Origin of the sequence: Exiguobacterium sp. S3, assembly GCF_018617295.1 — a bacterium.
Classification (GTDB): domain Bacteria; phylum Bacillota; class Bacilli; order Exiguobacteriales; family Exiguobacteriaceae; genus Exiguobacterium; species Exiguobacterium profundum.
Genome location: NZ_JACSJW010000001.1, coordinates 1 through 23,943, shown reverse-complemented (window position 1 = coordinate 23,943; position 23,943 = coordinate 1). Strand labels below are relative to the sequence as shown.

General features: G+C 52.0%; 38 protein-coding genes. 3 read left to right on the top strand and 35 right to left on the bottom strand.

Going from position 1 to position 23,943, the window contains the following annotated elements:
• The first annotated feature begins 74 nt into the window (after positions 1–74).
• The 3 genes from KNO65_RS00180 to KNO65_RS00170 all read left to right on the top strand — a co-directional run bounded on the left by KNO65_RS00180 (position 75) and on the right by KNO65_RS00170 (position 872).
• Entirely contained in the window at positions 75–233 is a 159-nt protein-coding gene (locus tag KNO65_RS00180; RefSeq protein ID WP_214781008.1) for a hypothetical protein, read from the top strand.
• A 37-nt stretch (positions 234–270) separates the two neighbouring features.
• Positions 271–549 (top strand): hypothetical protein, encoded by a 279-nt coding sequence (locus KNO65_RS00175; protein ID WP_214781006.1) that lies wholly within the window; start codon positions 271–273, stop codon positions 547–549.
• A 65-nt stretch (positions 550–614) separates the two neighbouring features.
• Positions 615–872 (top strand): hypothetical protein, encoded by a 258-nt coding sequence (locus tag KNO65_RS00170; protein WP_214781003.1) that lies wholly within the window; start codon positions 615–617, stop codon positions 870–872.
• A gap of 16 nt (positions 873–888) precedes the next feature.
• Here KNO65_RS00170 and KNO65_RS00165 read toward each other — a convergent pair whose 3' ends face one another.
• The 35 genes from KNO65_RS00165 to KNO65_RS00005 all read right to left on the bottom strand — a co-directional run.
• Positions 889–1,521 carry a M23 family metallopeptidase gene (locus tag KNO65_RS00165; protein WP_214781000.1) on the bottom strand — a complete coding sequence of 211 codons (633 nt, stop codon included), beginning with the start codon at positions 1,519–1,521 and terminating at the stop codon, positions 889–891.
• Complete coding sequence (locus KNO65_RS00160; protein WP_214780997.1) at positions 1,518–2,048, bottom strand: phage holin family protein; 531 nt, start codon at positions 2,046–2,048, stop codon at positions 1,518–1,520. The genes KNO65_RS00165 and KNO65_RS00160 overlap by 4 nt, the downstream gene beginning before the upstream one ends.
• A 108-nt stretch (positions 2,049–2,156) precedes the next feature.
• Positions 2,157–2,285 carry a CD1375 family protein gene (locus KNO65_RS15740; protein ID WP_276693770.1) on the bottom strand — a complete coding sequence of 43 codons (129 nt, stop codon included), beginning with the start codon at positions 2,283–2,285 and terminating at the stop codon, positions 2,157–2,159.
• Between the two features lie 50 nt (positions 2,286–2,335).
• Positions 2,336–2,749 (bottom strand): hypothetical protein, encoded by a 414-nt coding sequence (locus KNO65_RS00155; protein ID WP_214780994.1) that lies wholly within the window; start codon positions 2,747–2,749, stop codon positions 2,336–2,338.
• Positions 2,750–2,761: 12 nt separating this feature from the next.
• Positions 2,762–3,493 (bottom strand): hypothetical protein, encoded by a 732-nt coding sequence (locus KNO65_RS00150; protein WP_214780991.1) that lies wholly within the window; start codon positions 3,491–3,493, stop codon positions 2,762–2,764.
• Between the two features lies 1 nt (position 3,494).
• Complete coding sequence (locus KNO65_RS00145; protein ID WP_214780988.1) at positions 3,495–4,112, bottom strand: phage tail protein; 618 nt, start codon at positions 4,110–4,112, stop codon at positions 3,495–3,497.
• A 15-nt stretch (positions 4,113–4,127) separates the two neighbouring features.
• Positions 4,128–4,769: a DUF2612 domain-containing protein gene (locus KNO65_RS00140; RefSeq protein ID WP_214780985.1), complete on the bottom strand. Its 642-nt coding sequence runs from the start codon at positions 4,767–4,769 to the stop codon at positions 4,128–4,130.
• Complete coding sequence (locus KNO65_RS00135) at positions 4,769–5,938, bottom strand: baseplate J/gp47 family protein (RefSeq protein ID WP_214780983.1); 1,170 nt, start codon at positions 5,936–5,938, stop codon at positions 4,769–4,771. The genes KNO65_RS00140 and KNO65_RS00135 overlap by 1 nt, the downstream gene beginning before the upstream one ends.
• A complete protein-coding gene (locus KNO65_RS00130) occupies positions 5,938–6,288 on the bottom strand; it encodes a DUF2634 domain-containing protein (protein ID WP_214780982.1) in 351 nt (116 codons plus the stop codon). The genes KNO65_RS00135 and KNO65_RS00130 overlap by 1 nt, the downstream gene beginning before the upstream one ends.
• A complete protein-coding gene (locus KNO65_RS00125; protein ID WP_214780979.1) occupies positions 6,288–6,635 on the bottom strand; it encodes a Gp138 family membrane-puncturing spike protein in 348 nt (115 codons plus the stop codon). Before KNO65_RS00125 ends, KNO65_RS00130 begins: the two co-directional genes overlap by 1 nt.
• Positions 6,632–7,519 (bottom strand): phage protein, encoded by an 888-nt coding sequence (locus KNO65_RS00120; RefSeq protein ID WP_214780977.1) that lies wholly within the window; start codon positions 7,517–7,519, stop codon positions 6,632–6,634. Before KNO65_RS00120 ends, KNO65_RS00125 begins: the two co-directional genes overlap by 4 nt.
• A complete protein-coding gene (locus tag KNO65_RS00115; RefSeq protein ID WP_214780976.1) occupies positions 7,500–7,868 on the bottom strand; it encodes a phage baseplate plug family protein in 369 nt (122 codons plus the stop codon). Before KNO65_RS00115 ends, KNO65_RS00120 begins: the two co-directional genes overlap by 20 nt.
• A 13-nt stretch (positions 7,869–7,881) precedes the next feature.
• The gene (locus KNO65_RS00110; protein ID WP_214780974.1) at positions 7,882–8,463 is read right to left on the bottom strand and encodes a LysM peptidoglycan-binding domain-containing protein; all 582 of its coding nucleotides are present in this window, start codon (positions 8,461–8,463) and stop codon (positions 7,882–7,884) included.
• Positions 8,463–10,790, bottom strand: coding sequence for a phage tail tape measure protein (locus tag KNO65_RS00105; RefSeq protein ID WP_214780972.1), 2,328 nt, complete (start codon positions 10,788–10,790; stop codon positions 8,463–8,465). The genes KNO65_RS00110 and KNO65_RS00105 overlap by 1 nt, the downstream gene beginning before the upstream one ends.
• A gap of 4 nt (positions 10,791–10,794) precedes the next feature.
• Complete coding sequence (locus KNO65_RS15735) at positions 10,795–10,929, bottom strand: hypothetical protein (RefSeq protein ID WP_285800690.1); 135 nt, start codon at positions 10,927–10,929, stop codon at positions 10,795–10,797.
• A 58-nt stretch (positions 10,930–10,987) separates the two neighbouring features.
• Positions 10,988–11,257, bottom strand: a complete 270-nt coding sequence (locus KNO65_RS00100) for a hypothetical protein (RefSeq protein WP_214780970.1) — start codon at positions 11,255–11,257, stop codon at positions 10,988–10,990.
• Positions 11,258–11,322: 65 nt separating this feature from the next.
• Complete coding sequence (locus KNO65_RS00095) at positions 11,323–11,730, bottom strand: phage structural protein (protein ID WP_034806752.1); 408 nt, start codon at positions 11,728–11,730, stop codon at positions 11,323–11,325.
• Positions 11,731–11,743: 13 nt separating this feature from the next.
• Positions 11,744–12,736, bottom strand: a complete 993-nt coding sequence (locus KNO65_RS00090) for a DUF3383 family protein (RefSeq protein ID WP_214780969.1) — start codon at positions 12,734–12,736, stop codon at positions 11,744–11,746.
• A 14-nt stretch (positions 12,737–12,750) separates the two neighbouring features.
• Entirely contained in the window at positions 12,751–13,218 is a 468-nt protein-coding gene (locus tag KNO65_RS00085) for a phage neck terminator protein (protein WP_214780968.1), read from the bottom strand.
• Entirely contained in the window at positions 13,215–13,577 is a 363-nt protein-coding gene (locus KNO65_RS00080) for a hypothetical protein (RefSeq protein ID WP_214780967.1), read from the bottom strand. Before KNO65_RS00080 ends, KNO65_RS00085 begins: the two co-directional genes overlap by 4 nt.
• Positions 13,578–13,589: 12 nt before the next feature.
• Entirely contained in the window at positions 13,590–14,084 is a 495-nt protein-coding gene (locus tag KNO65_RS00075) for a hypothetical protein (protein ID WP_353047414.1), read from the bottom strand.
• A 106-nt stretch (positions 14,085–14,190) separates the two neighbouring features.
• Positions 14,191–14,574 carry a phage head-tail connector protein gene (locus KNO65_RS00070; RefSeq protein WP_214780965.1) on the bottom strand — a complete coding sequence of 128 codons (384 nt, stop codon included), beginning with the start codon at positions 14,572–14,574 and terminating at the stop codon, positions 14,191–14,193.
• Positions 14,571–14,723 carry a hypothetical protein gene (locus KNO65_RS00065; protein ID WP_214780964.1) on the bottom strand — a complete coding sequence of 51 codons (153 nt, stop codon included), beginning with the start codon at positions 14,721–14,723 and terminating at the stop codon, positions 14,571–14,573. Before KNO65_RS00065 ends, KNO65_RS00070 begins: the two co-directional genes overlap by 4 nt.
• Positions 14,724–14,759: 36 nt before the next feature.
• Positions 14,760–15,575 (bottom strand): N4-gp56 family major capsid protein, encoded by an 816-nt coding sequence (locus KNO65_RS00060; protein WP_034806758.1) that lies wholly within the window; start codon positions 15,573–15,575, stop codon positions 14,760–14,762.
• A 26-nt stretch (positions 15,576–15,601) separates the two neighbouring features.
• A complete protein-coding gene (locus tag KNO65_RS00055; protein WP_214780963.1) occupies positions 15,602–16,189 on the bottom strand; it encodes a capsid assembly scaffolding protein Gp46 family protein in 588 nt (195 codons plus the stop codon).
• Between the two features lie 72 nt (positions 16,190–16,261).
• Positions 16,262–16,474: a hypothetical protein gene (locus KNO65_RS00050; RefSeq protein WP_214780960.1), complete on the bottom strand. Its 213-nt coding sequence runs from the start codon at positions 16,472–16,474 to the stop codon at positions 16,262–16,264.
• A gap of 1 nt (position 16,475) precedes the next feature.
• Complete coding sequence (locus KNO65_RS00045) at positions 16,476–17,387, bottom strand: phage minor head protein (RefSeq protein WP_214780956.1); 912 nt, start codon at positions 17,385–17,387, stop codon at positions 16,476–16,478.
• On the bottom strand, positions 17,384–18,715 hold the full coding sequence (locus KNO65_RS00040) for a phage portal protein (RefSeq protein ID WP_214780953.1): 1,332 nt from the start codon (positions 18,713–18,715) through the stop codon (positions 17,384–17,386). The genes KNO65_RS00045 and KNO65_RS00040 overlap by 4 nt, the downstream gene beginning before the upstream one ends.
• A 12-nt stretch (positions 18,716–18,727) precedes the next feature.
• Positions 18,728–20,005, bottom strand: a complete 1,278-nt coding sequence (locus tag KNO65_RS00035; protein ID WP_214780950.1) for a PBSX family phage terminase large subunit — start codon at positions 20,003–20,005, stop codon at positions 18,728–18,730.
• Positions 20,002–20,427: a terminase small subunit gene (locus KNO65_RS00030; protein WP_214780946.1), complete on the bottom strand. Its 426-nt coding sequence runs from the start codon at positions 20,425–20,427 to the stop codon at positions 20,002–20,004. The genes KNO65_RS00035 and KNO65_RS00030 overlap by 4 nt, the downstream gene beginning before the upstream one ends.
• A 115-nt stretch (positions 20,428–20,542) precedes the next feature.
• Positions 20,543–21,016: a hypothetical protein gene (locus KNO65_RS00025; protein ID WP_214780944.1), complete on the bottom strand. Its 474-nt coding sequence runs from the start codon at positions 21,014–21,016 to the stop codon at positions 20,543–20,545.
• A gap of 22 nt (positions 21,017–21,038) precedes the next feature.
• Positions 21,039–22,049: a hypothetical protein gene (locus tag KNO65_RS00020; RefSeq protein WP_214780942.1), complete on the bottom strand. Its 1,011-nt coding sequence runs from the start codon at positions 22,047–22,049 to the stop codon at positions 21,039–21,041.
• Between the two features lie 430 nt (positions 22,050–22,479).
• Positions 22,480–22,620, bottom strand: a complete 141-nt coding sequence (locus KNO65_RS00015) for a hypothetical protein (protein ID WP_214780939.1) — start codon at positions 22,618–22,620, stop codon at positions 22,480–22,482.
• On the bottom strand, positions 22,620–23,165 hold the full coding sequence (locus KNO65_RS00010) for a dUTP diphosphatase (protein ID WP_214780936.1): 546 nt from the start codon (positions 23,163–23,165) through the stop codon (positions 22,620–22,622). Before KNO65_RS00010 ends, KNO65_RS00015 begins: the two co-directional genes overlap by 1 nt.
• A gap of 393 nt (positions 23,166–23,558) precedes the next feature.
• The coding region (locus tag KNO65_RS00005) for a Holliday junction resolvase RecU (protein WP_214780934.1) at positions 23,559–23,943 on the bottom strand (385 nt) is incomplete at its 5' end.

The window sequence follows — 23,943 nt, the reverse complement described above, 5'->3', positions numbered from 1 at the left end:
AAAGGTTTTCCTTCTATATATTGCGGGAATAATCAAGTAGTAAAGTCGTCTAGTCAACTAGATAGGAGGGCGTCATGAACATTGTGGTCATCGGTGGGACCCAAGTGGCGATCAAGGGAACGACGAAGGAGATTGAGGATTTGTTGCGCAAACTACATGCAGTGACGGTGGAGCAGACGGGCTCGGTCACCAAGTACGTGACGCAGGATAATCGATTACATGTGGCGAAATAGGCTCTCGAACGAGGGCTTTTTCATTTGGAGGGATACTATGAAATGGAGCATCATCAATCAACGACTCGTCCCTGCGGACGTGCATGGGCGGTATAAAGCTACGTGGAGACTGGCGGAGACATACGGCGAGACGGACGTGTTCCTCGGCTTGTCGACGGACCCGATTGTCATCATGACGCCTGTGGACGAGCACACCTATCGGCAGACGACGTTATCGCATGACCCCGAGGCGTTCAGGGATTTATGGGAGAGTGATCGACGGAACGAGTTGCCGGAGTTAAGACGGTTCCTTGAATCGTGCGATTTGCTACGCTGAGGATTCACGGAACGTCCACGTGACGATGCTGTTTGACGAGCGTATGCTCGATATGAGGTGATGACATGGCGGCGACAAAGCGACCGTTCCTGCTGTATGACGATACATATGAATTGATCTATTCCCGATTGGTGATGGCGAACCTCGACCCGCACATCACATTCCGCGTCATCGAGGTACATCCTCAGAGGATGCGCTATCTGTGCGAGGTGACGAGTCGGGATGCGACTTGGTGGCAATGGGTGTATCTGCACCGTGGGTATAGCCGTAAGATGCACGAGAAGCCGAAAGTGAAACGCAAAAAAGACCCCACTCTCGTTTGAGGTGGGGGTTCGTGCGTCATACACCTTTCGCTCTGACAATCTTTCCATCGAGGTCGACCGTCGTCTTGTCGTCGGGTTGTACCCAGGCGCCAGATGCTTTTGCATGGCTGAGCGATTGCTTGTAGCCTCGTTGCCCCGAAGCATCGACTTTGAAAACGTCCATCGGATTCACGGTGGAATCGCGCCCCGCCTTCCAAATGTTCGAGGAGCGTGAAAGGGTCGGGCTATACTGCGGATAATTGATGTCCGTATCAATCTCGATATGCAGGTGGGCAGAGCCGCCATACTTGCCAGTCGAACCATAGTCGGCAATCTTCGTGTCTTCTGGTGCAACGATATCCCCCACTTTCACGAAAGTCTTAGCCAAGTGTGCCATGCGGACGACGAGGCGACGAGCGCCTTTCTTCGGTCCGTAATGAACGTCAATCGGGTTCTCGCTGACGGCGATGAGGGAGCCGCCCATGAGATTGTCATATCCGACGGCGACCACTTTCATCTTGAACGGGGCGTACACGGCGAAGTCCTTGCGGTTCAAGTCTGCCATGTCGGTACCGAAGTGTTGGAAGCCCATCTTCTGACGATAGAGGGCATTCTTGTACCCCGCCGTGATCCGTGCGTTGTTGAGTGGCAAGATGGCTTTCTCGGTCATTTGTCTTCCTCCTTCGTGGCGATGACTTCCTTCTCGGCTAGTTCTGCATCAATCGGCACCTCGCGGCTGACCGGCTTGACCTGTTCGTCCTCGGGTACGACGTCTTGGGCGATGCGGTCGATGGTCGGGTCTTGCTTGTCTCCCTGGAGTTGCGAGAGCACTTCGACGAGTTTGTCGGGTAGAGGCACGCCTAACAGCGCGCAGTTCTCCGTGACGGATAGCCCCTCACGTGCGATGTAGTAATAGATAACGAGCGTCCGCATGACGGGATGGCTGTTGTTGAGCATCTCATCGAGCAGGACGGCGACGATGATGACCAAAAAAACGACACCCTTTCGGATGCCGCCCCACCACATGACATCGCTGTTCAGCTTCTTATGTTTGGCTGCGGCGAGAAAGCCGGTGATATAGTCGATGATGATGAGGGTGACGAGTAGTTTAATCGCCACGTCCCAGCCCCCTAGCATGGCTGTGGCTGAGGTAGCGATGACGGCAATCGCCGCCTCTCCGAATTGTTGCGTACGCATGATGCGCCTCCTTAATGGGGTCTTGGTAGGTTGTAGGCATCGGGTGACCCCCTTTGATTTGGTGGATGTCTCCATGAGAAAGGCGCCCCGAAGGACGCCAGAATGTAATTATTCTGCGAGTTCAGGGACGCCAGACTCAACAAGAATTTCTTTCACCGCTGGTTTGAGCGAAGAAGGAACCTCTGCGAACGTCAATTTACCTAAAATAATGCGTTGTGCAAGTAGCAATGCCATCATAGCCTCACCTCCTTTCCCTCCGAGTGCAAGCCATAAAAAAAGACGCCTCATCATGGCATCGTGGTAATGATTAATTCGGTGACGACATCCTCAAGAAACTGATAATTCGTCGCGTGTGCCTCGCTTTGGAGTTTCAATAATTTGTTCTCCGCCTCCAACTCCGCCACCCTCTCGCTAAACGGCTTGTCCTCGGCAGGCGTCTCAGGCACATCAAGCGGAACCCACGTCAACTTGCCGTCGACCACCTTGACCGGACGCGACACGGCGAAGTCCGCCTTGTATTGGTCCCACGCGAGCCGGATGACGCTGATGACGTTGCTCGCCACCTCTTTGAGTTGCGGGTACGTCGCCACGTCCTCGGCAAACGTCGTCTCCCGTAGCCACACGCCCTCGTTTTGGTTGACGACGAGCAGGACGTTGCCCGTCACGTTGTTGTAGTAAATCTTACCGTTGATTTTCGGCATGGTGACACCTCCTTAACCTAGTGCAATCCAATTCCACGTACCTGCGCTAAACACGTATAAAGTAAACCCGGTGTCGGTTGATGTGAAAGTCGATGGTCCGAAACCACTTTGGCTCGTATACATGGATGTATCATAAACCCCACCTTGCAAAGTTTTGTCCGCAAACACTGCGACGTATTGGTGACCGCTCGTAGATCCGATAAATCTCGCTACTACTAACTTAGGTTTAAATCCAATCCCTGTAACAGTTAAGTTCGCACCAGATGTCGAGGTTGAACCTTTTGCGACTTTCATGAACGCATTCCCACTTGTCAACTGTGCGCTAATCGCGTCAAACGTTGACCCCGCCGACAAGCCAACCTGTGCGGCGAGAGCGTCCCGTTTCGTGCTGATGCGGTTCTTGGCGTCCGCATTGGCTTTCGTCGCTTCCAGCAGACTAGCGCCTGTCGCCAAGCGCTTGTCGAAGCTGTACGTCGTCACCGTTGTCGCCCCGTTCGAATCCGTGACCGTCACACTCGCCGTGTGGGTGGCGAAGTATGCGAGGGTGTCCCATGTGGCGGTCGGAACCGTCAGCGTACGGGATAGACTCGCGGGGTTGTTAAATGTGTTGACGGTGACACCGTTGACCTTCTCGACGATGGATGTGACAGTGCTTCCTGCTTCGGGTGTCACGGTATATGCGGTGAGTGTCGCGGCCTCCTTGTTGCCGAGTGCGCCGGATGTAGGATTAATCGTTGCCGGCATCTCACATCACCCCTAACGCTTGTGCGGTGGCGACGAGGTTGGCGCGTGTGCCGTTGAGCGTCTGCCCGAGTTCGGCAAGCGCGCCCTCGACGTTGGTCGACGTGTAATAGTTGGCTGTGTCCGTCACGGTGATGTCGGTGGCGGTCGAGGCGAGTGTTGGCAGTTGGGCAGGCGGAACCTTGCCGTCGGCTCCGAGAGACGCCACGCCATTCGGTTGTGATTTTTGAGACATTGGAATAGCGGCGTTCGCCAGGTCGTACGCCTGTTTGACATTCTTCGGAGTCGCCGCTTTCGTGACACTGGTCGAGGTGACACTGTCTTCGAGCATGACAATTCCTTTGACTGTCGTCGTCGCATCAGCCGGCGCACTTACGTTTAGTTGGGAAGCTGGAACTTTTCCGTCTGCCCCGAGTGAGGCGACTCCGTTCGCTACACCTTTTTGATCCGTATGAATAGCGTTCAGTTGTAATTCACGGATAGATGCATGGGTACGGCTCAGCGTCCAGTTCCACCATCCACTCGGCGGACGTTCCCCAATTTGCCAACCGGCGTCTAGCTTACTCTGCGGTGGCTTCGTGCCGGACGCGTTCCATTCGGGAGACTCTTGTGTAAATGGCATATGATGCCCTCCTTTTTAAATTGGTAGTTCAACCTCATCTTCCGGGCTGAATGAGCCGGAAAGTGTACCACCCGTCGTCTGGTCGAGGTTAGCCAGCCCTTTGTCATTGTCAATGACGCTCGAGTCGACACTTTCTGACAACTGAAACGAACCTGTCAAATCGACGGATGCGACTCGAACACCAGCCGCTACGACCCGTTGCAAGAGGATACCGAACTGTGTCGCGGTCATACCTGCACCAAGCAAGGCTTCTATCGGTAGATTGACGAGTCCGACCGTTGCCGGTTCGTAGACGCCACCATCAGTCAATTCACTGATGCGAATGTCAGACGGGTCCGTATTAAGTGCCAAAGCAAGCGCATTGATAATCTTGTCCGTCGTACCGTCCGATGCGTTACGGGCAATCCTCGCGCGCAACAAGATGCGATACACCTCATCCGTTGCCTTTCCTCGGGGTTGCCCGATGGCTTTGCCAATCAGATCTAGTGTCGAGCCGGTCGCTTGATTCAGATCGCGATAGTTCTCGATGGCGACGAACGACTCGTTGAGGTCATCGATTTGCTCGGATAGCAAGAGCAATACCTTGCCGATGTTACTGTCCTCTTTCTTTGTATAGGTGTCTGTGAGTCTACGAAACATTTCTTGAAAGACACTCATCAGACCACCTCAACCTTCGTGACGTCCGTCTGCGCGACTTCTTCGGCTTCAATGGCTATGTTGGCAGCACTCAAACTTCCTGCCGTCTTGCCGATGGTGAGCGTCACGTCCTCAATCCCTTCGACTTGGCTCAAAATCGTCTGCACCAGTTTCGACCAGACGACGTCGTCACCCATGCCGAGCCCGTTATACTCTGTCCCATCCTGTGCGAGCCCGCCAATGTAACGGATGATGGCGTCTTGTACTTGTGCCGCGCCGTCTGCTGGGTAAGCATTATTCGTCGTGATGTCGGCATTGACGTAGATCGGCACCTCAACCGCATAATCAAACTTGATGACCTGGTTGTTCCCGCTCGCGTCCTCGACGTTGACGATTTCAGCCCCGTTCGTTCCGATGCCAGCCGACTTCTTCTCGAAAATCGCTTGCGCAACATCCTCTGATTCACCACCGAGCACATAAACGTGAATCGATTTCGGCTCGTTGCCATCCACCGTCGCCATCGTGTTGTTCTCGATGACTGATGCGGCCCGAACGCCTGTGACGCCGAGTAGTCGTGCCCGGATACTGTTACCTGTACCGGAACCACCGGCGGCAGATGAATCTAACAAGCGGTTGACGAGTTCGGAATCCGTCTCTTCTTCTCGTCCGCCTGTCGCATTTTCGGGGTTGTTGACGGTCAGCACATCGACATCGGGCTCGGCTTGCACTGTGATCGTGTTGGCCAAGACGTTACCCGATGCGCCTGTCTCGACCGCATACGCAACGCCCGTTCCACTTCCTAAACTATCAAGCGTCACATTTTCCGTGAGGGTGAACAAGATATCGTTCTCTGTCGCAAATTGCGTGCCGGTGAGAATCGTATAGTTTGGCGATCCCGTGAAGGACAGCGTCGTCCGTGCCGATTGCTCGGCGATGCGCTGCGTGTTGTAGAGTGGCGTCAAATTGTCGAGTTGCACACCCTCGGCTTTCGTCACGAATCCACTGTTGTAGACTTTCTCTGCAAGTTCCCAAGACTTGCCGAGGAACCACGCGAACAGGCGAATCAAGATACCGATTGGTGAGCGTTCGGACGTGTTGATGTCGTCGCCAAACAACTCACGGGCACGTTGGTCCATCTCCTGTTGCAACTCGTTGTATGTCTTTCGCTTAAAGCCTGTGCCGTCGAGCATTATAGGGTCACCTCCAATTCAATGGTTTCTCCGTCTGTCTTTTGCAAGGTCATCTCGATACGAAGCGTCCGAGTTGGTTTGTCGAAATAAAATTCAATGCTCGGCACCCGTTCAATCCGTTCATCCTGCGTCACGCACTCGATGATGGCGTCCGTCGCCTCTGATTCGTTGAATCCCTTGCCAAGAATCGCGTCACGATCCAACCCGTAGTCTTCATCGAGATACCATTCTCCCTTTGCAGTGGAGAGACAATGACTCACGGCTTGCGCCAATTCTTCATCGCCTTCATAGATCTTTATGGACCCCTGTTCGAACAAAAGGTCTCCGTCTTTCATCGCAAGTGTTCGCATCAATATCCCTCCCATTCTCCGATGACGACCGCGTCTCTCAAGTCATGCATTCGACTTGATTCCGGGTCGAACGGTCGAGACTGTAGGTTGTCGAGCGCCCGTTCCGCAATCGCGACGAACACGACCGCTCCAGACGACAAAAGGCCCACGTGTTTCAGCACGGGAGCCTTCTCAATCAACGGATAGCGGTCGCTCTGCCCGTCGTTATCAACTTGAGTAAACAATAACTCGAGGTCCGCCTCCATCGTTGCTGGATAGAACCGCACGACTCGCGCGGGCAAGAACGTATGGATGTTCAAGCGGATCCGTTTCTCGAACGCGCGGAAGAACTCCGTCTGCTTCGTCATACGACCTCACACTCCGTCCGAAATGTATTAGGTCCATCACAAATATGTTTACCTCGTGCCACGCGATACGATCCGTTTGCGGTACTGCTCTTGATACGGATGATACTCGCTGTGGTGATGCGGTGCTGGAGTAAGCAGGACACGTTGTAACCGTCCTCGTCGTCTGATTCATATCGTCCTGGTGCTTCAAGGAGGCCGGTGTCCTCGCTCAGCGTGAAGCGCTCATCATTCCCTTTTCTTAAGGGACGGATGACGAGACGACCGCGTCGGTGATACATGACCGACCCGCAATCTCGCACCACTTCCTCCAAGTTGTTGAGGATGATTCCTGTCACGATATAGCCTTTCTTGTACACCTTGTCACGGACGAGCTCGATTTTCCCGTCCAACTTGATACCGGCCGCATCGACCAATCGCTTGATGATGGTCGAGCCTTTCGTGCCGTTCTTGAATGCAATCTGAAGCTTCTGATTCTTGTCCTGTCCCTTTTTCTTCCCGGACGTATATTTCTCTGCTGGGTCGGAATTCTTCGCGGTCAACTTGATCCGTGAATAGTCGTCCCCTTCGAGATAACCAATCTTCGTGATGCGTGTGACGCCGTCCATGTACGTCTTGACGCTTGCCACGCGTCCTGTCACCAAGACCCCGTAGTCTGCACGATAACCCGCTTGTACGGTGATGGTCGCCCCTCGCTTGATATAGGAACGAGATGTTTTGGACAAGTTGTAGAGCTCGACCGTCCCTGCATTCGGGTCGGCATCATCGTCGAATGGCACCTCGAACCGAATCTCGATTCCCTCGTCCCCATCATTTCGGAACGAACCACGCGTGGAACCGTACGAGATGTCCACCTTGACGATGCGGTCAAACAGTGGCGTCGTCATCCGACCCACCTCCATCCGCAATATACAGGAATACCGATTCCATAAAGTTTTCATATGTGATGCGCTTCTCTTGGCCGCCCACATCCATTGGAATCAACGTCGGGGCAGGGAGCGAGTCGCGGTTGATGCTCCCCCACAATGGGAGGTTCAACATCAACTTCTCACCCAGCACGAGCGGGACATCTTCATCTTCACTCTTTGTATATAAATCGACCGTGAAAAAATCACCGGTCTCGTTGTAATTGAACTGCATGCTGTATAACTCGACCCCCAACTCGATGTCAAAACGCTCAGGGAGAGCGTCCTTGTCGATGGGGATGTAATCATACACATCTTGTGCGGTAATCATGTGACGCCCTCCTTTATTTCACGCGTAGTTTGACACCGATGGGGATTTGACGGTCGGGATAACGATTCCAATTGCGCAACTGTTGGATGCTCGTGCCGTACTTCCGACCAAGCGCCCAGTACGTGTCGCCCGCCTTGACGATGTGATAACGAGCCGTTGATGGCCGAGCCTTCTTCGATACCGGTTTCTTCTTCCCGGTCGCATCAGCCGGCTTACGCGTTGGCTTTTGTTTCGGTTTTGCCTTGACCCAAGCACTTTTGACGATGCGGACTTCCCGCAACTGGATGTCTAACATAAACCCATTCTTGATGGACGCATCACGAGGGTGGTCGAGTGACAAGATGATGACATTGCTCGCCGTCTCGCGACCGATATATTTCAAGATGGTCCCTTTGTTCATTTGCGCTTGTAATGACGCGAGATTCTTCGATGCTTGCGAGCCTTGCATAAACACTTGGAGCGCCAGGGTTTTCGGGTTGCGCTTCACATGATCTGTGAAGGCGACACCTTTCTCGACCGGATAGGCGGTCGCTTCCACCGAATCACTGTATTTCTCACTCTCGACGAACAGGGTGAGCGTGCCGAGTTTTGCCATTAGTACGCCACCTCCGTGTCATAGAGATCTGTCAGACGGGCGAACATGTCCTCGAGCACATTGGAAATGTCTTGTGTCTGCCCGTTGTTTCCACCTTGTACCGTGATTTGTGGGGAGAAGGTGATGCTCCGGCTTGTTTGTGTCCGCGAGTTGTTGACGCTCTGTTCCGGCGTGTAAGACGCCGCTCCCGCGATGTTCTCGGACGATTCGGACACCATCGGAAGGTTCTTCTCCATCCCGATGGCCATCCCCTCACTCGTCCACGCCCCGATTTCCATCATGACGCGAGATGGAGAGGCGACGCCAAGGAATCCGGCGACCGTGTCCTTGATGCCTGTTGCGATCTCTTGCGCCTTTTTCAAGACACTTTCGCCCATGTCTGCTATCCCGTTCAAGAGACCACTCATGATGTCCGACCCGATGCTGTACAAGTCGATGCCACTAAGGAATGTGGTCACGTTGTTCCAAATGTTTTGGAAGGTCTGATACACCGTATTGAGGACTGTCGATACGACGGACGAAATCAAGTTGAGTGCCGCATCGATGACGGTGGTCCATAAAGTTGACCCTGCTGACACGATGGACGACACAGCATTAAACGCCGCGGACCAGTTCCCGGTAAAGATGGCAGCAAAGAAGGTGATGATACCGGTAATGACGGCAATTGCCCCTTGAATCAGTGCGGTGATGAGCGTCCATGCAGTGGAGACAATCGTAGTCGCAATTGTCCAGATTCCCTGAAACACAGGGAGGAAGGTTTGAAAAATCATCATGATGTAATTGACGATATTTGATACAGCCGCCATAATCATCGTGCCGTTTGTCTGCCACCACGCCATCAATTGCGCACCGATGCCTTGGAAGAATGCAACAGCGGCTGTAAGCGCTGTGGTGAGTTGGACCTGTAACGCCGACCACAAGGTCATGACTGCGTTACGGAACGTCTCAGACTTCGCCCAGAGGATACCGAATGCCACACCGAGTGCCACGATACCGGCTATGGTCAGGGTGATCGGAGAGGTCAACACCGCAAGTGCAGTCGAAAGAATCGCCGCCACACCACCTAATGCTGTGACCGCTGTAATGACCCCACCTGCCGCCATCAACAACAGCCCTAAACCTGCAATCAGCAAGAATACCACGCCTGTCAACGCCGCCCCGATTGCAATCGTGCTCTGCATGCCAGGAGGCAACGAGTTGAAAGCACCGACCAAATTTCCGACGACGCCAGCAAGTACAATCAGCGCTGGAGCCAATGCGCTACCGATGGAGATTTGAGCAGTCTCGATGGACCCCTTCATCTCATCAACCGCACCCTTCAAGTTGTCTTTCATCGCTTTAGCCGCCGTATCCGAAGCCCCTGCACTGTTCTCAAGCGACTTGGTAAACTTGTCGATTTCTGTCGGACCCGCTGCCATCAAGGCAAGGAAACCGGATGACGCTTCCGTCCCGACTAGACTAGCTAGTGTGGCTGTCTTCTGCGCATCTGTCATACCTTCCATCGACATTCCGAGCTGTTCGACCACACCAGACAATCCAATGAACTTGCCGTTGGCGTCTGTCATTTCGATGCCCATCGCTTGCATCATCTTCGAGTTTTCTTCAGACGGATTCAAGAGCGCCAAGAGTCCGGCGCGTAAAGCGGTACCGGCAGATGATCCATCTAATCCTGCGTTGGTCATGATCCCGATGCTCGCCGATAATTCTTCCATGGAAACGCCAAGGTTTGCCGCAACGGGTCCTGCATACTTGAGCGCATAGCCCATGTCGTTGATGTCTGCCGCCGAACGGTTGGCTGTCTCTGCGAGGATGTCTGCGACGCGCGTGGCTTCAGTCGCCTCTAAGCCGAAGATGTTGATGGCAGATGCCATCGTCTCGGCTGTTAGCGCCATGTCTGCACCTGATGCCTCAGCCGCGCTGATAACACCAGGCATCGCGCCCAAGATGTCGTCGACCGTGAATCCGAGTGCCGCGAGTCCTTCCTGTGCGATGGCGACTTCGCTCGCTGATTTCGATGTGCTCGCTCCCAAATCAAGAGCGGAGTCCCGTAAGGCGTCGAGTTCGCCACTCGTCGCACCGGCAATCGCACCTGTCCGCGACATCTGGGCATCAAACTCCATGGCTGTATTGACGGCGACACCAAGTCCGGCGACAATCGCACCGCCAGCAATCCCGAATCCCGCGGCCATCATCTGACCGGCTTGCGTGAGGCTTGCGCCCATGTTCTGGGCATTGCCTGTGATGTCGTCAATCTCACGGTTCAAATTGCGGAGCGGGTCGGCGTCCGCCATGATGTCGATAATGACTTCCGTGTCACGTAACGCCATGCTGTCACCCCTTTTTCTTTCTAGATTTCTTCTGCGCCTTGTTCTCGGCTTCTCGATAGATATCGAGTGCCGCGTTCGCCTCCATCATCGTGTCCGTATCCATACTCATGGCTTCGGAATAGGTGAACTTCTCGGACATAACGAGACGCCATAGCGCCCATTGTGAGTGCGCCTGTTTGCGGTAATACGCTTTGGGCTTAGGCTTTTCCGTTAAGAAAGAGCGATGCCTCTTTAATCAATTCGTTAAAGTCGGATGCCCCCAAGTCTTCAGCCGTCTCCCACGTGACTTTCGGCTGCACGATGACGTGCTTCATGAGTTCCTCATAATACTTTTCCTCGTCTAATTGACCTGTATGGTCCTTCGCGCGACCGCGCAACTTAATCGCCTCACGGACGCCCGGGTGTTGTAACGTGTATTCTTTCTCGCCGATCGTGACCTGTTTCTGTTGGTTTTGGTTTGCTGACATGTGCAAAAGCTCCTTTTTCGTTGGAATATGAAGAATGGCGGCCTTGCGACCGCCTTTGGTTGCCATTATTGACCGCCGACCGTGTAGTCAAAGACTTGGAATTCGAACTCACGTTCTGAAATCTCGTCCGAAAACTCGACATCTGCCGGCTTCTTGACCATCGCACGCGTCCCGCCTACTTTCTCAGCGTTTTCTCCGTTCGATTGTGCCCAGACTGCGACCTCTTTCCCGCTGTTTGCGAGTGAGTTGAGGTACAGAACGTCCGGCGAGCCTTGCATGAGCATGACCGTGATGGTACCGAGTGAGTTGTTGCGTTTCGCTACCCCGACGTCTCCTTGAGCGGAAACCTTCGTGTCGAAGTTATCCTCGTCCTTCTCCGCCTCGACCATCGACCCTTCGGCAAAGCCCGTGATGAAACGCCCGTCAACGACAAGCGTGACGAGGGCGGCATCATATGTGTATGTGTTAGCCATGTGTGGACCTCCCTTAGATTAAGATTTCGCCCTTGATTGGGTCGACCCGATGAATCGCTCCAGCCAACGCGAATTGGAATGATAGACCTTTATAAATACGAGCGGCGCGGTCCTGTGCACTCGACTGTTCACGCGTGAGCGCTTGGATCTTGTAATCTGGTTGCCCATCTTCACGCTGTGCGATGATACCTTGACCGAAGGCACGCTGTAACGTCGTCGTTGCCGAGGCTTCAATGAGCGAGATACCCCGTGCGTCATACGGTACTTTCGGTGCGTTCTGGAGTGCGTTCTGTACCTCGTTCTCCATGTCAACCTTCACGAAGTCCTGTCCGTGGAGCGCGTCGATGTATTCGCCTGCAGCATCGATGCCATCTGATAACTGCGCCTTGCCCGCCTTGAAGACGTAAGCAATCGCGTTATCCTCTTCGATGAGCGTCAACTCGTCTTCTGTGAGGTAGCGGGCTGTGATACCAGCGAATCCACCTTTGAACTTCCATGTGATGCTACCGACTTCGAGTGAGCCGAGCGCACCGACTGCGGCCGCATCCAAATGTTCCCCATCGACGTTGTGGTCGAAGATGATGGTACGAAGCTTGCCAGCGAGGGCTTCACGCCCTGCGTTGTCCGATACCCGCGCGGCGAAGAACTTGAAGTCTTTCGATGCGACTAAGGTCGCGACGTCGAGTTGATCCGCTGCCAAGTCGTTGGCCAAGAGTACGAAGTGCCACGCTCGGTTATAGTGCTGTTCCAACGCAATCGCCGGTTCACCCGTTTCATACGTAGCGACCGCGACTTTGGCTGGTCGGTCTTGTTGCGCGAAGATGGCTTGCGCTTTCTTGTATGTGTCCGTCGTATTGGCGAAATCAGCCGCCAACAACGTGAGGGACGCATACTCTTTATACGTGCTCGCACCAACCTGTTCCGCAAGGATGAGCGGTGTGCCCAATCCGATACGAGGTGCCGGTTGTGCGACGTCGATTTGTACGACGACATCTTGTAATGGCATGTGAGTGCCTCCTTTTAAATAATGGTGTTATTCAATTCGACCGTATCAATCGCATCCAATTCTCCTGTCGTACGGGTCAAGGTACGCAAGCGCACATCGAACCCGTAACGCCGTTCCGTGTCGATCGTGAGGAATGTGTCACGGTTCGTGAACCCGTCGATGCGGACGACCGTCAATCCATCATCACCGAGAACTTGTCTTGCGCCGATGGTTTTGAGTAGCTCCACGGACCGTTGAGCCAGCGCCAACGCCTCGATGTTGCTCTTGGAGTGCCATGTGAGCGAGACGACGAACTCGACCACCTCGTCCATATGCTCTCCGATGTAGTCCGTCCGCTGTGGCAGATACGGACTTGGTATCGAATACGTGCAGAACGGATAAGCGGGCTGTGTCGCGCTTTGGTTCTCCAAGACGACAGGTTTCCCTGTACCTTGTTTCAGATGCCCTGTGAGCGCTGTGAGCGCCGCGGTATAGTCAATCATGGCGTCACCTCGTCAAAGTTCGACATGCTCTTCAAGAGATAGGCATCGAAGTCGGCGTAGTCCCCGTGATTGGTCCACGACTCGACCTTGTAACGATGCCCTTTGTACACGACCGTACTACCTTCTGGGATGGGGTCACCCGTCTTATACAGTTGTCTGTCACGCTGTGTAAGACGTCCACCCGATTGATAGACGGCACGGGCAGGGAGCGGCACTAACGCACCTTGTAGCGCAGTCTCCATCGTCACACCGTCCACCCATTCGCCCAGTTCGTCATAGTAGCCATCCGACGACGAGATGAGCGTGAACGGGACGGAATACCGGTCAATCAAACGTTTGAATCCATAATGCTGTGGCATGACGCCCCTCCTTTACTCGACCTCGTAGTCAATGGACCCGATGAGGTTCCCTGAATCAACGAGCGGGTTACTCGAACCTTTCTGCTCGACGGTGAACGGGCTGTTCGGCGGGCTCGACAGATCACGCGCAAACTCTTGCATTTTGCCTTTCGCCTCGAGTCCCAGTGCATCGAGCAAGGCGTCAGCAGGGATACCGTTCTCGATCGCCTTGCCGATCAGTTCTTTATACTTCGTGACAATCTTCCGCTCGTTCTGGTCCCATCCCGCCCGAATGAACGAGCGTTCGGGGATGCGGATATGTGTGGTCGACTTCTTGAGATACAGCCCTTGCGACGCCAAATAGCCACGCATTCGTGCCGATACCGGGATGTTCGCCCCGAACTCGTGAACGGCGGCAATCATGGCAGCCTGCCCTCCACCGAGGACACCGACCCGTATCTTGCGCTTGTTGAGCCCGTCGACCGTACGGATGGCTTCAGGCAATCTGTTCCGGTCACGCACTTTCACACGCGCCCTCATAGCTTCACCGGTTTCCCTGTTAGAATGCGCACCTTCTGGATGTTCTCGTCATAGACTTCAATCTTTCCGTCTCCGACTTCTCGTTTCACCGCCATCAGACGCCACCACCTTGCGTATGGGCATAGCGAGCGGCACGGAAGACGCTCTTCCGTTTGTGATAACCACTCCACAAATCCCAAACATCAGCGAATAGATCCTGTTGACTTGCGTCCGTGTTGAACGATTGCGACATTCCTCCGATGGATTCGGACTGCACACCGACCGAACGACCGTCTAGGTCTTGCTTGATGCGGACGAATCGAACGATCCCTAACGTGATGCTCGCGGGTAAGACGAGCGGGTCTTGTGACCAGTCGAACAAGTCGCAATAGGTGACCGCCTGTTCAAGCGCCGCTTCCAAATATAGCTCGAGCACGGCATCCTGCGATGTGTCCTCGGCAGGGATACCGAGCAAGGCCTTCAGTTCAGCGAGTGTCACGCGTCCTCACCGCCCTTCTTCGTGGCACGTTTCTTGGCTGGCGCTTTCGCTTTCTCGTTCGACTTGTCTTCCTGTTCGAACAACTCTTCGGCGCTCAGTGACTTCCCTGGTGCTTCACCACGCCAGCGGCGGATTGCTGTCATTCCCATGCGTCCCACCTCCTTCTAAACGACAAAACCACCCGCTTATGCGAGTGGCTTGTGCGTGATTTTGACGAGTTTCGAGTCGTCCTTGACGTATGCCCCGTAGTGTTCGTCGCCTGTGATGATTGTCGACTTGTGAACGATGTCGCGGTCTGACTCGACTTCGACGTCGCGTTTCATAAGAAGGCCGAACGCGCCTTGTTTGACGAGGAATGCTTCACCGTCTGCGAGTTTACGCGAGAGGACGACCTGTGCACCGAGGTACTGCCCGACTTGACCCGTGATGAGGATGCCGTCCTTGATTGTCGTGTTATCGAACAGCGGGTCACGACGGAGCGCCGCGTGTCCTTTTGGCGACACCATGAGTACGACCGATGTGCCGAACTCTTCCTCGTTGAACGCAACGAGTGCTTCATCAACCGCTGCACCGAGCTCAGTCGTTGCATTTCCTGCGACAAGCGCCGTCACCGCACGAGCGGCAGCCAAGATGTCGTTGTCAATCTTGTCCGCGATTGAGAGACGGAGTTGGTTGTTCGCTTCTCCTACCGGATCACCGTATCCCGACAAGACAGCCTCGTCCGAGATTTCGACCCCTTTACCAGCCTTCTTGATTGTGACTTGAGCCGTCGTCGTCGACATGCGCTCGATTGGGATTGCCCCGTATTCCGCTACGTCAACCGCTGGACCGATGTAAGCGAACTTCGGAGTCGTTACCGTGTTCCCCGGACGTCCTACCAAAGTGTTGTCCACCTCTGCGAGTGGTGCGAACTTGATTGCCGCTGGAAGCGACGCTGAAATCATCTGTGCCATTACCTCAGGTACGACGAGGTCTTGCACACGTGTTTGTCCTAATGCCATGTAAAAACACTCCTTCTATTTTGGGTTTAGTTGCCCGCGCTCAACGTGTTGTAAAGCGCAGGGTCGTTCTTGTAGAGCTCGACGCGCTCTTGGTACGACATCTTCTCGAAGTCTTGGGCTGTGACTGCCCCGCCTGTCCCTTTGGCGACCGTGCGCCCTTTGTTTTTGAATGCGGCGTCCACTGCCTTCTGAACTTCTGAGTCGAATGTCGCTTTGAGCGTCTCGATCTTGCTAGTGGTGACTTCTTCCGAGTCGCTGGTCACAAACTCGAGGAACGTGAGCGGCATCTCGGCTTTATTGAGCGCGTCTACCGCGAAGAGTTTGTTTTCTCGTTCGAGTAAGTCGCGTTCTTTTTGTGTGATTTCGTTCCGCGCGTCCTCTAACGCCTGTGCTTGTTTCTCGGCTTCTGTCATGTTGGACGTCTTGATCGTCTGCAATTCTTGCTCTTTCGTTTTCAACTTCTTGCCATACTCGTTGCGGACACGGTCAAGTTCCTTATCCTTCTCAGCGAGTGCAGCGGCAATCATCTCTTGGACTGCTTCTTGCGTGAGTGCGTTCGGTGTCTCCGTATTCGTCTCCACCGTTTCGACTGTCTCATTCGTGTTGTTTTCCATGTGTATGCTCCTTTGTGCGTTCCGCTCGCCACCCCGTCATGCGTTGTGAGGATACGACCCGCAAGTTTTTAGTTAGTCCTCCATAAATGCTTTTTTCATCTGGGCGTCTGCAGCACCGACGAGGAAGAATAAATCCTTGTTCGTCATGTCGCTGTGGTCCATGTATGTTTTCTCGCCGTCGTCCCAGATGATGACGACGTTCTGAGCGGTCTTGATGTGTTCCTCGACGAATGACTTGATGATTTGCGTCGGGGTATCTTGTTTCGGGTTACCAGGTCGCTTCATGTCACTCCGCCTTCCATGCTTCATAGTCTCGTAGCAACGCCTGTTGGTTGTCCGCAATGCTTAACTCACGGATGCCCTCGACTTCGTATGAGGCGAAGCACCGACAGCGGATGTCGTTCTGGGGTGTGCCGCTACTGCCCGGGTATTGCGCGGTGATGCCAAACCCTAGGTCGAACGGCTCTTTCAAGCCACGTTCCTGCCCTTGTAATGTGCGGTGGTTCGCTTTGTTCGAGCGACGGACCCGCTCATCCCCGACGTTGTTCCATCGTTTCTTCATGACGATGCCTTGGCGCAGTGCGTCCTGCGCCTTGTCGTTCGTCCCTTTCTCACGGATGCGATGGACTTCGGTCTCGGTGATCGTAACGGCTCGGTTGTAATCCATCTCGAACACCCGTTGAACAGACGATGCGGTCTGTTGGAATGTTGCACCGTCGGTCAATCCCTGTTGAATCGCTTGCTGGATGCCTTTCGTCACCTTGTCTCGCGACTTCTCAAGCGACTGATTGAGCCGTAACTTCTCGATGCCGTTCTCGTCGTTCAAGGCGAGCAGTTGTGGGAGGCTTGGTGACTTCCCTTCGAGCGTCCGCTCCACCGCCATGTCGAGCGCATAGGCGAGCATGCCATATGACAACTCGTAGGATTCGTCGAGTAGCTTGCTGATGACCGTTCGGTTGTACTTACCTAAACGGAGCGCCGAAGCCGTCAGACGTTGTTCTAGGCGTTGTAAGCGACGCACCGTCCGAACGTCCTGCATTGACAGCTTGCCGTCTGCTAAACGCGAAAAGATGGCGCCGAGCTCACTTGTGGTGTCTCGCGCCACCTTCTCGTATTCACGCCGGATGTTCCGCAGCGCGTCCTTCTCTTTTCTAGTGAGCGCCTCATACAATAGGTCGAAGAATTGGACCCACGTCATAGCGGCTCATCCACCAAAACGGATTCGAGCGGTTGCGTGCCCGCCATCTCCTCTTCATAATCGAGCACCATCTGAGCAGGATTGTGGTCACCGCTGAGTAACGCAAACCGATACTCGTTCGGAACACGTCCTTGGAGTGCCGCTTGCACTTGCGCCTCATACAGATGGTCGACAGGTAGGTTACGCGTGAACTTCATGCCAATCTTATACGGATCAATCTCAATCCGCTTCAAACGGTAGTAATCGGCGAGCACTTCCCACATGCGTAAAGTGGCAGATTTGAACTTCCGCTCGAACGTCGCCGTCTTGTTCTCGAGCGCCGTCATCTTCAAACGGATGGCGATACCTGAAGACTGTGAGGCGAACCCTTCACTGGTGAGGTCAGGTGTCCCGCTCAACCGGTAGATGTTCTCATGCAGACGGTTCAAGTGGTTCTCGACCGCCGTGTCCTGGATAACCTTTGTGACGAACTTGGCGTCCTGTCCTTCGCCGAGGTAGAGTGTCCCAGCCGTGGCGAACGATTCTTCCTCTTCCCCTTCCTCTGGTGGCAAGACGCCATAAAGCGCAAGGTAAGCGGAGCGGAACGCCTCAATCTCACTGTTGACGTCGGACAGCGTACGGTCATAGGCATCGATGACGTCGAGCACCTTGACCGCATCCCCGAGCAGTTCCTCGTTGTTCATATATCCGAAGAGTGGGCACTTCTCGAATCCGTGTTCCTGCACACCATCGAGCGGTTTGAGCGACTTCACGTCCTCGCCTTCGAACGTTACGTAGGAAAACCCGTCATAGAACTCGGCTCGCACTTTCGGTTTGTCCGCTGTCTCGAACGTGTAGTAGCGGAGCGCATATTCGGGCTCGTCGATACCTAAGTCGCCAAGGAAGATGACCTCCCACGGTGGCACGTTGACCGCTCGTGGTTCACCGTCCAAGTCGAGGTACAGGAGACGCGCCCCGTAGCCTGTGATGGTCGCCCACTTCGTCACCTCGGCATCCAAGTCCGCGATTCGGTTGCGGTTCAGAAATGCTTGCATGGCGTCGTTGACAATCGGCGTGTCCTCCTCGTAGTTGTAGGTGACCGGCACCCCAGCGAAGAACCCGACCTTCGTGTCGACGATTTCGCCCATGAAGTCGTTCGCAATCTTGTTGTTGACCTTCATCGGGTCATCGAGGTCACGTGACTGGATCGGTACGTTCTTCTGCATGTAGCGCTCGTACAGTCGTTTCATTTCAATAGCGCGGCTCTCGTGTTTCTCGATGAGCCGTTTGATGAGGTCTGTCGTGATGCCACCCTCTCGGATGGCTTGTAACTCGTACTGGTAGTCCATGCGACCACCTCCTTATCGTGTGATGGATTTGCCGACGACGAACGTTCTCGCCTTCATGTCGGCTTCTAGTGCATAGCGGACAGCATCGATGGCGTGATTGTCCTTGTCCTCTAATCGCGGTTTCGGATTGCCGTCACGGTCTGTCTGATAGTCGATGTTCTCGAACTCTCGGGCCGTATGCGGCGTCCGTCTTGGGTCGATGATGATTTCTTCCAAGTCATCCAACCATCGTTCGCCGTACTCGACGCTGTCAGGTCCTTTCTTCGCCCCTCGAATCCGTTTGATACCGAGCGTCTTCAATTCGTCAATCGATTTCGGTTCAGCGGAGTCGGCGGTCGTATCGTGTGTGTGATAACCTTTCGCCTTCATCCAGTCCGCTATCTCCCGGTTGCTGATTTTCACGCCGTACCGCTCATCCAACACGTAAATGCGGCGTCTGGTCTTGTCATAATGGAGACGGACGAACGCGAGCGGGTCCGTCGCATACCCGAAGTCGAGCGCTTGGCGGATGTTGTCGAACATACGCACCTCGTCATCGGTGATGGAGCGGAATGTAAGATTGTTGAACGGCACGACGCCCGAGCCAATCGGTTCGCCGAGGTATTCCCAGCGATAGCGGAACGGATTGCGCACCTTCATCGTCTCCGCTTCCTCGATGAATTGTTTCGAGATGAACGGGTTGTCGAGGTACGTCGAGTGATGCACGAACGTGTTCGCCGGTTGCATGACACTCTCATACTTCTTGTTCACCCACGACTGCTTACGTTTCGGTGGGTTATAGGAGAAGAAGAACTTATAGAAAAGACCATCAGGCAACTCTCCACGTAACAGGGAGTTGGTGATGGTCGTGACCTCATCTTCGGTTTTGAACTCAGCAAGCTCCTCGATCCATGCGAAAGCGAATGGGAAATTTGCTGATTTGAGTGACTTGATGCGGTTCGGGTCCTGCGCCCCACGGAACACCATGTAATTCCCGCGTGGTTTGTAAGTGATGCGCATTGGACTCTTGTTCACCTTGAATAGATGCGAGACGCCCGACTCCTCGATGGCCCACTTCATTTGCTCAAAGATGGAGAGTTCAATCGTGTTGTCGACTTTCCGTATGCCGACTGCATTGACAGCGTATCGCATGAGCAGTTGCGTCATGATGAGCGCGATGTCCGAAGACTTACCCGAGCCACGACCACCCTTTTCGACGACGTTGAGGACGTCTGGGTTAATGGATGCGCGCCACGAATTATGGAACGCGGGTGGTAGCAACTCGGACAGGCGAATTCGCTTCACATTCATCCATCATCGCCACCGATGTCATCAATGAACTGGACGGAACCACGCATCTCAATTTCCTGTCGATCCGTGAATAACTTGTGATACTTCCCAAGTATTTCCGCTGCTCGAATCTTCTCAGAGTTCGTCGGCGGGACTTGCGACACTTCCTGCGCACCCATCCCGACACCAACGAGAGCGGTTCCTTTTTCATCGCCATTCAGAATTCTCGTCAACGCTTGCAAGATGTCGTCCTGCGAGGCAATGAGCGAACGCTCCTTCTCATTCAGCCGATTGTCGAGGTAATCTTTGATTTTAGTATTCTTTAGTAGCTTGTCCGCATTCTGCCCAGCGTACTTTTCGGAGTACCCCGCTTTTATCGCCGCTTGTGTCGCATTCAAGCAGACAAGGTATTCATCGCAGAATCGTTTCTGTCGCTCATTCATCTCATCGCCTCCTTTCGTTTATGTCTACAAGGCCGCGCACGTTGGGGGATGTCTAGGGAGAGTCGACACGTGAGCGGTATTCTAGGCACAAAAAAGACACTTATAAAGTGTCTATTCAATCATCTGAGTTTCTTATTTCTTCTCGAATTACTTTCTGCATATCGAGTACATTTATAATCGAAGCAATAAAAAATAGTACACCAATTATAAAAAAAGCCAGTTCAAATTTTGCAATAATCATTGTTTCATTAAATCTCGTTATAAATAGACCCATTAAAGAACAAACTAGTGAAATAACAATTGTAATTAAACTTGTTGAGACTGAAATGTAATAAGCTGATGTAAAGCCCATTCTCTCAAGAGTACGCATTATTTTATGACTTGAAAGACCAATAATTATCCCATACGTCGTAAAAGAAAAACCACCAAAAACCGAGGACAAGGTAATAATATCTTTATGAAAATCTTTATTTGGATTAATCATAAATAAATCGGGCTTTATCAAAACCCCAATCAAAATACTTAAGCTAACTAATGCTAACAAAAAGTTGACTATGTTACGTCTAAAAGTGACCCAGCCTTCTACCATTTAGGATCCTCCAATCGTTAGATTATATTTCTTCTAACGCTTCTAATAACTTACCTTCAAAGTATTCAAAAAGCACTTCGCTATAGGGTCGATCTGGAGTGCCTCTGTGGATTTGTAACACTTCTCGATAATCAATATCTTTAATTGTTTTTAAATTTATTTCATCATCTAGGAATGAATATTCTGTTTTTCTCTCGCCGTCGTCCTTGGCCCCTATAATTGCTTTTGCATTGTTATCTCTTCTTCTAAGGAGTCTTCCAAACCTAGTCAAAAACCCAACTTTCTCTTCATAATGACTATCTTGTAAAAGAGAATTATTACGCCCTGTAGATGATAATTTTACAACCATTTTAGTAGACCCTAAATTTCGTATTCTTAATGCATCATCTCTTGATACACCGATATATCGGAAAAATCTTTCTTGCGGCACTTCAATTTCATATTCAAGACTTGCTATTACATCTTTTCGAGCAATTGATTCTAAAACTTCTGCATTAGTCATTCGAACCATATTTACTTGAAAATTTTCAAACCCTGGTACTCTATAAAATAATTTATTCATTTCTTCAATTACAGGTGCACCTTGCTCTCTAAAAAATGCGCAAACCATGTCTTCTAAATTTATTACGAAGAAGGTAGTAGCTTCAATCTGTTCATCTTCTTCTCTAGCTATTTCACGACTACGACGAGTATTCCTGTTTCTGAGGTGCAGGTAGGTGTCTATATTCTTGCCTAGTAAACCAAATATATATGTTTCATTTCTTCTAATCACTTCCCAAAATATATCTCCATCTTCAGCCCGGTTCTGAAACAGGTGAATAGGTTCTTCTCTGATATCCACTTCTACTTCTGGATCATCATCAAGTGTTTCTAATGTTGCTGCAACATCCGCTTCATTAAATCTTTCTTCATAAGGCAAACCAGCAACGAATCTGTTTAACTGTCTTCTTGCCCTATCAACCGTAATAGTTTGTTGAGTATTATTATCGAAACTATAAACATTAAATCTGTAAAAATATACTGTCTTAGCCATCATTATCCCCCTAGGCAAAATTAATTGTAAATAAATTATAATACATCACAAATAATATTTACCTATATAAGGAATTAAAATGCCGGAGAATCTGTATGTCAAAATTCGACATGGTAATTAAGGAACTCGGAACGAGCCTAGTCGATATGTCGGCTTCGGTGGTTGGAGGTTCGTCCGAGTCCTCTACTCTCTTAGTCTATCCTCTATATGCGTGACGCGCGTACACGATTCGTACATGAATAGTAAAGTCAATTGTTCAGCACGACAACATTCCTCACATTATTCGATGCCTTGCGCTTTTTAAGCCGTCGTTGATAGGTTGGGTAGGTATAGAATAGAATCGTGTTCCGCTGCACTCCTAATTTCTCCGCACACTCATCAACCGTTCCGATGACAAGCAACTCGTCTCCCTTGTATACCGCATACTCTTTCAATACCCCGTCGTTCCTCCGAAAATGTCCGGCTGTTGCAACGTCGCCTCGTTGCCGCAGTCGCAGTTCGGCGGATAGCCTTGGATGCGTCGGTTCTGCTCGATCAATGCGCGTAGTACCTCTTGTGTCTCGAGTGGCATCAGTACACCCCCGAGTCACTACGTTCGTGGTTGATGGAGTTCTTGCGGTTGTACGTGTCGATGATGTCCTGTTCGGAATAACCGTAAAGTTTAACGAGATTAAGTAGGATTGCGAACGATTTAAAAATCTTCTTTTCGGAAATTGCGTCAATAGCAATGTCGACAGGTTCAACAATGTCTGTAGAGCTGTTCACATATCCTTCGTAGCCATAATAATCATCCATCAAGTCTTTGTACTCCGATTCGATTGTTAGTCCGTTCATCTCGCGGATAAACTCATTGACAATAGCGTGATTCACGTAACTTAAAAAGAAATGTAGGCAATCCACAAACTCTTCGATAAACTCCATCCGCCGCATTGGCTTATCACTCCAATGCTTGAAGTCGCCTTTCATCTCGTTGATGCACTCACCTAATTCAACGCGGTAATACAAACCGATCCGTCTAAGCGGCAACTCCTCTACACCGTTCGCCTGTTTAATCTTCGCATCCAACACTTCCTGCTTGCCTGCCAACTCGATAAACGTCTGCTCTGATAAAATCATGCTCTCATCCTCCTTGTGAGCTTGATGGACGAGCCACCAATCTCTTTTATTGGCTCCTTCTGGTCAATTCATAATTTTATCGGTTTGTGAAAATATAAAACTTGAACATCGTAACTAGTGTGCGATTCCGAAACCAATACAAAACCATGTTCTAAAAGTAGAGGAACAATCTCGTTAAATTTTTGACTGTTCAATTTTCGACTTTGTTTTTCGGAAAAGGTGGTTATTCTAACATCTTTATCCTCCCCCGTCGTTCTTCTCAATTCGACAAACCTAGAATTAATCAAATCAATTGTCATCCTCATCCACTCCTATTCGTTTTGTCGTAGTAAGCTGATCGCCATCGCCCCGAATATCCCGATGAGGAACAGCGTCATGCCTGTGTCCGTCCATTCAATCACTGCCTAGCTCCTCTCTGACGACACTCAACCAATCGAGCGCCGCCGCACTCTGACTCTTGACCACCTTGCAGTTGTCCACGAACCACTGATACGGGATGCTCTTGCGTTCCTTTTGCGTCCACCAGTACCGTAGTTGTTCCGCGCTCAGGTAGTACGTCTCGCCCCAGTAGGAGAAGCGGACGAGCAGGAAGGCGATGCCGCCCGCCTTGTCCGTCTCCACGACCGTGTTGTATTGATGATGCTCGATGTTACCGAGCGGGAAGCTCGTCTTGTTCGCCGTCTGCTTCGTTATAAATGTCAACTTTTTTATGTACAATTTTGCTCGTTTAATAATGTTCAATATTGTCGGTTTCGTCAGACGCCGTTTGTTCCGTCCG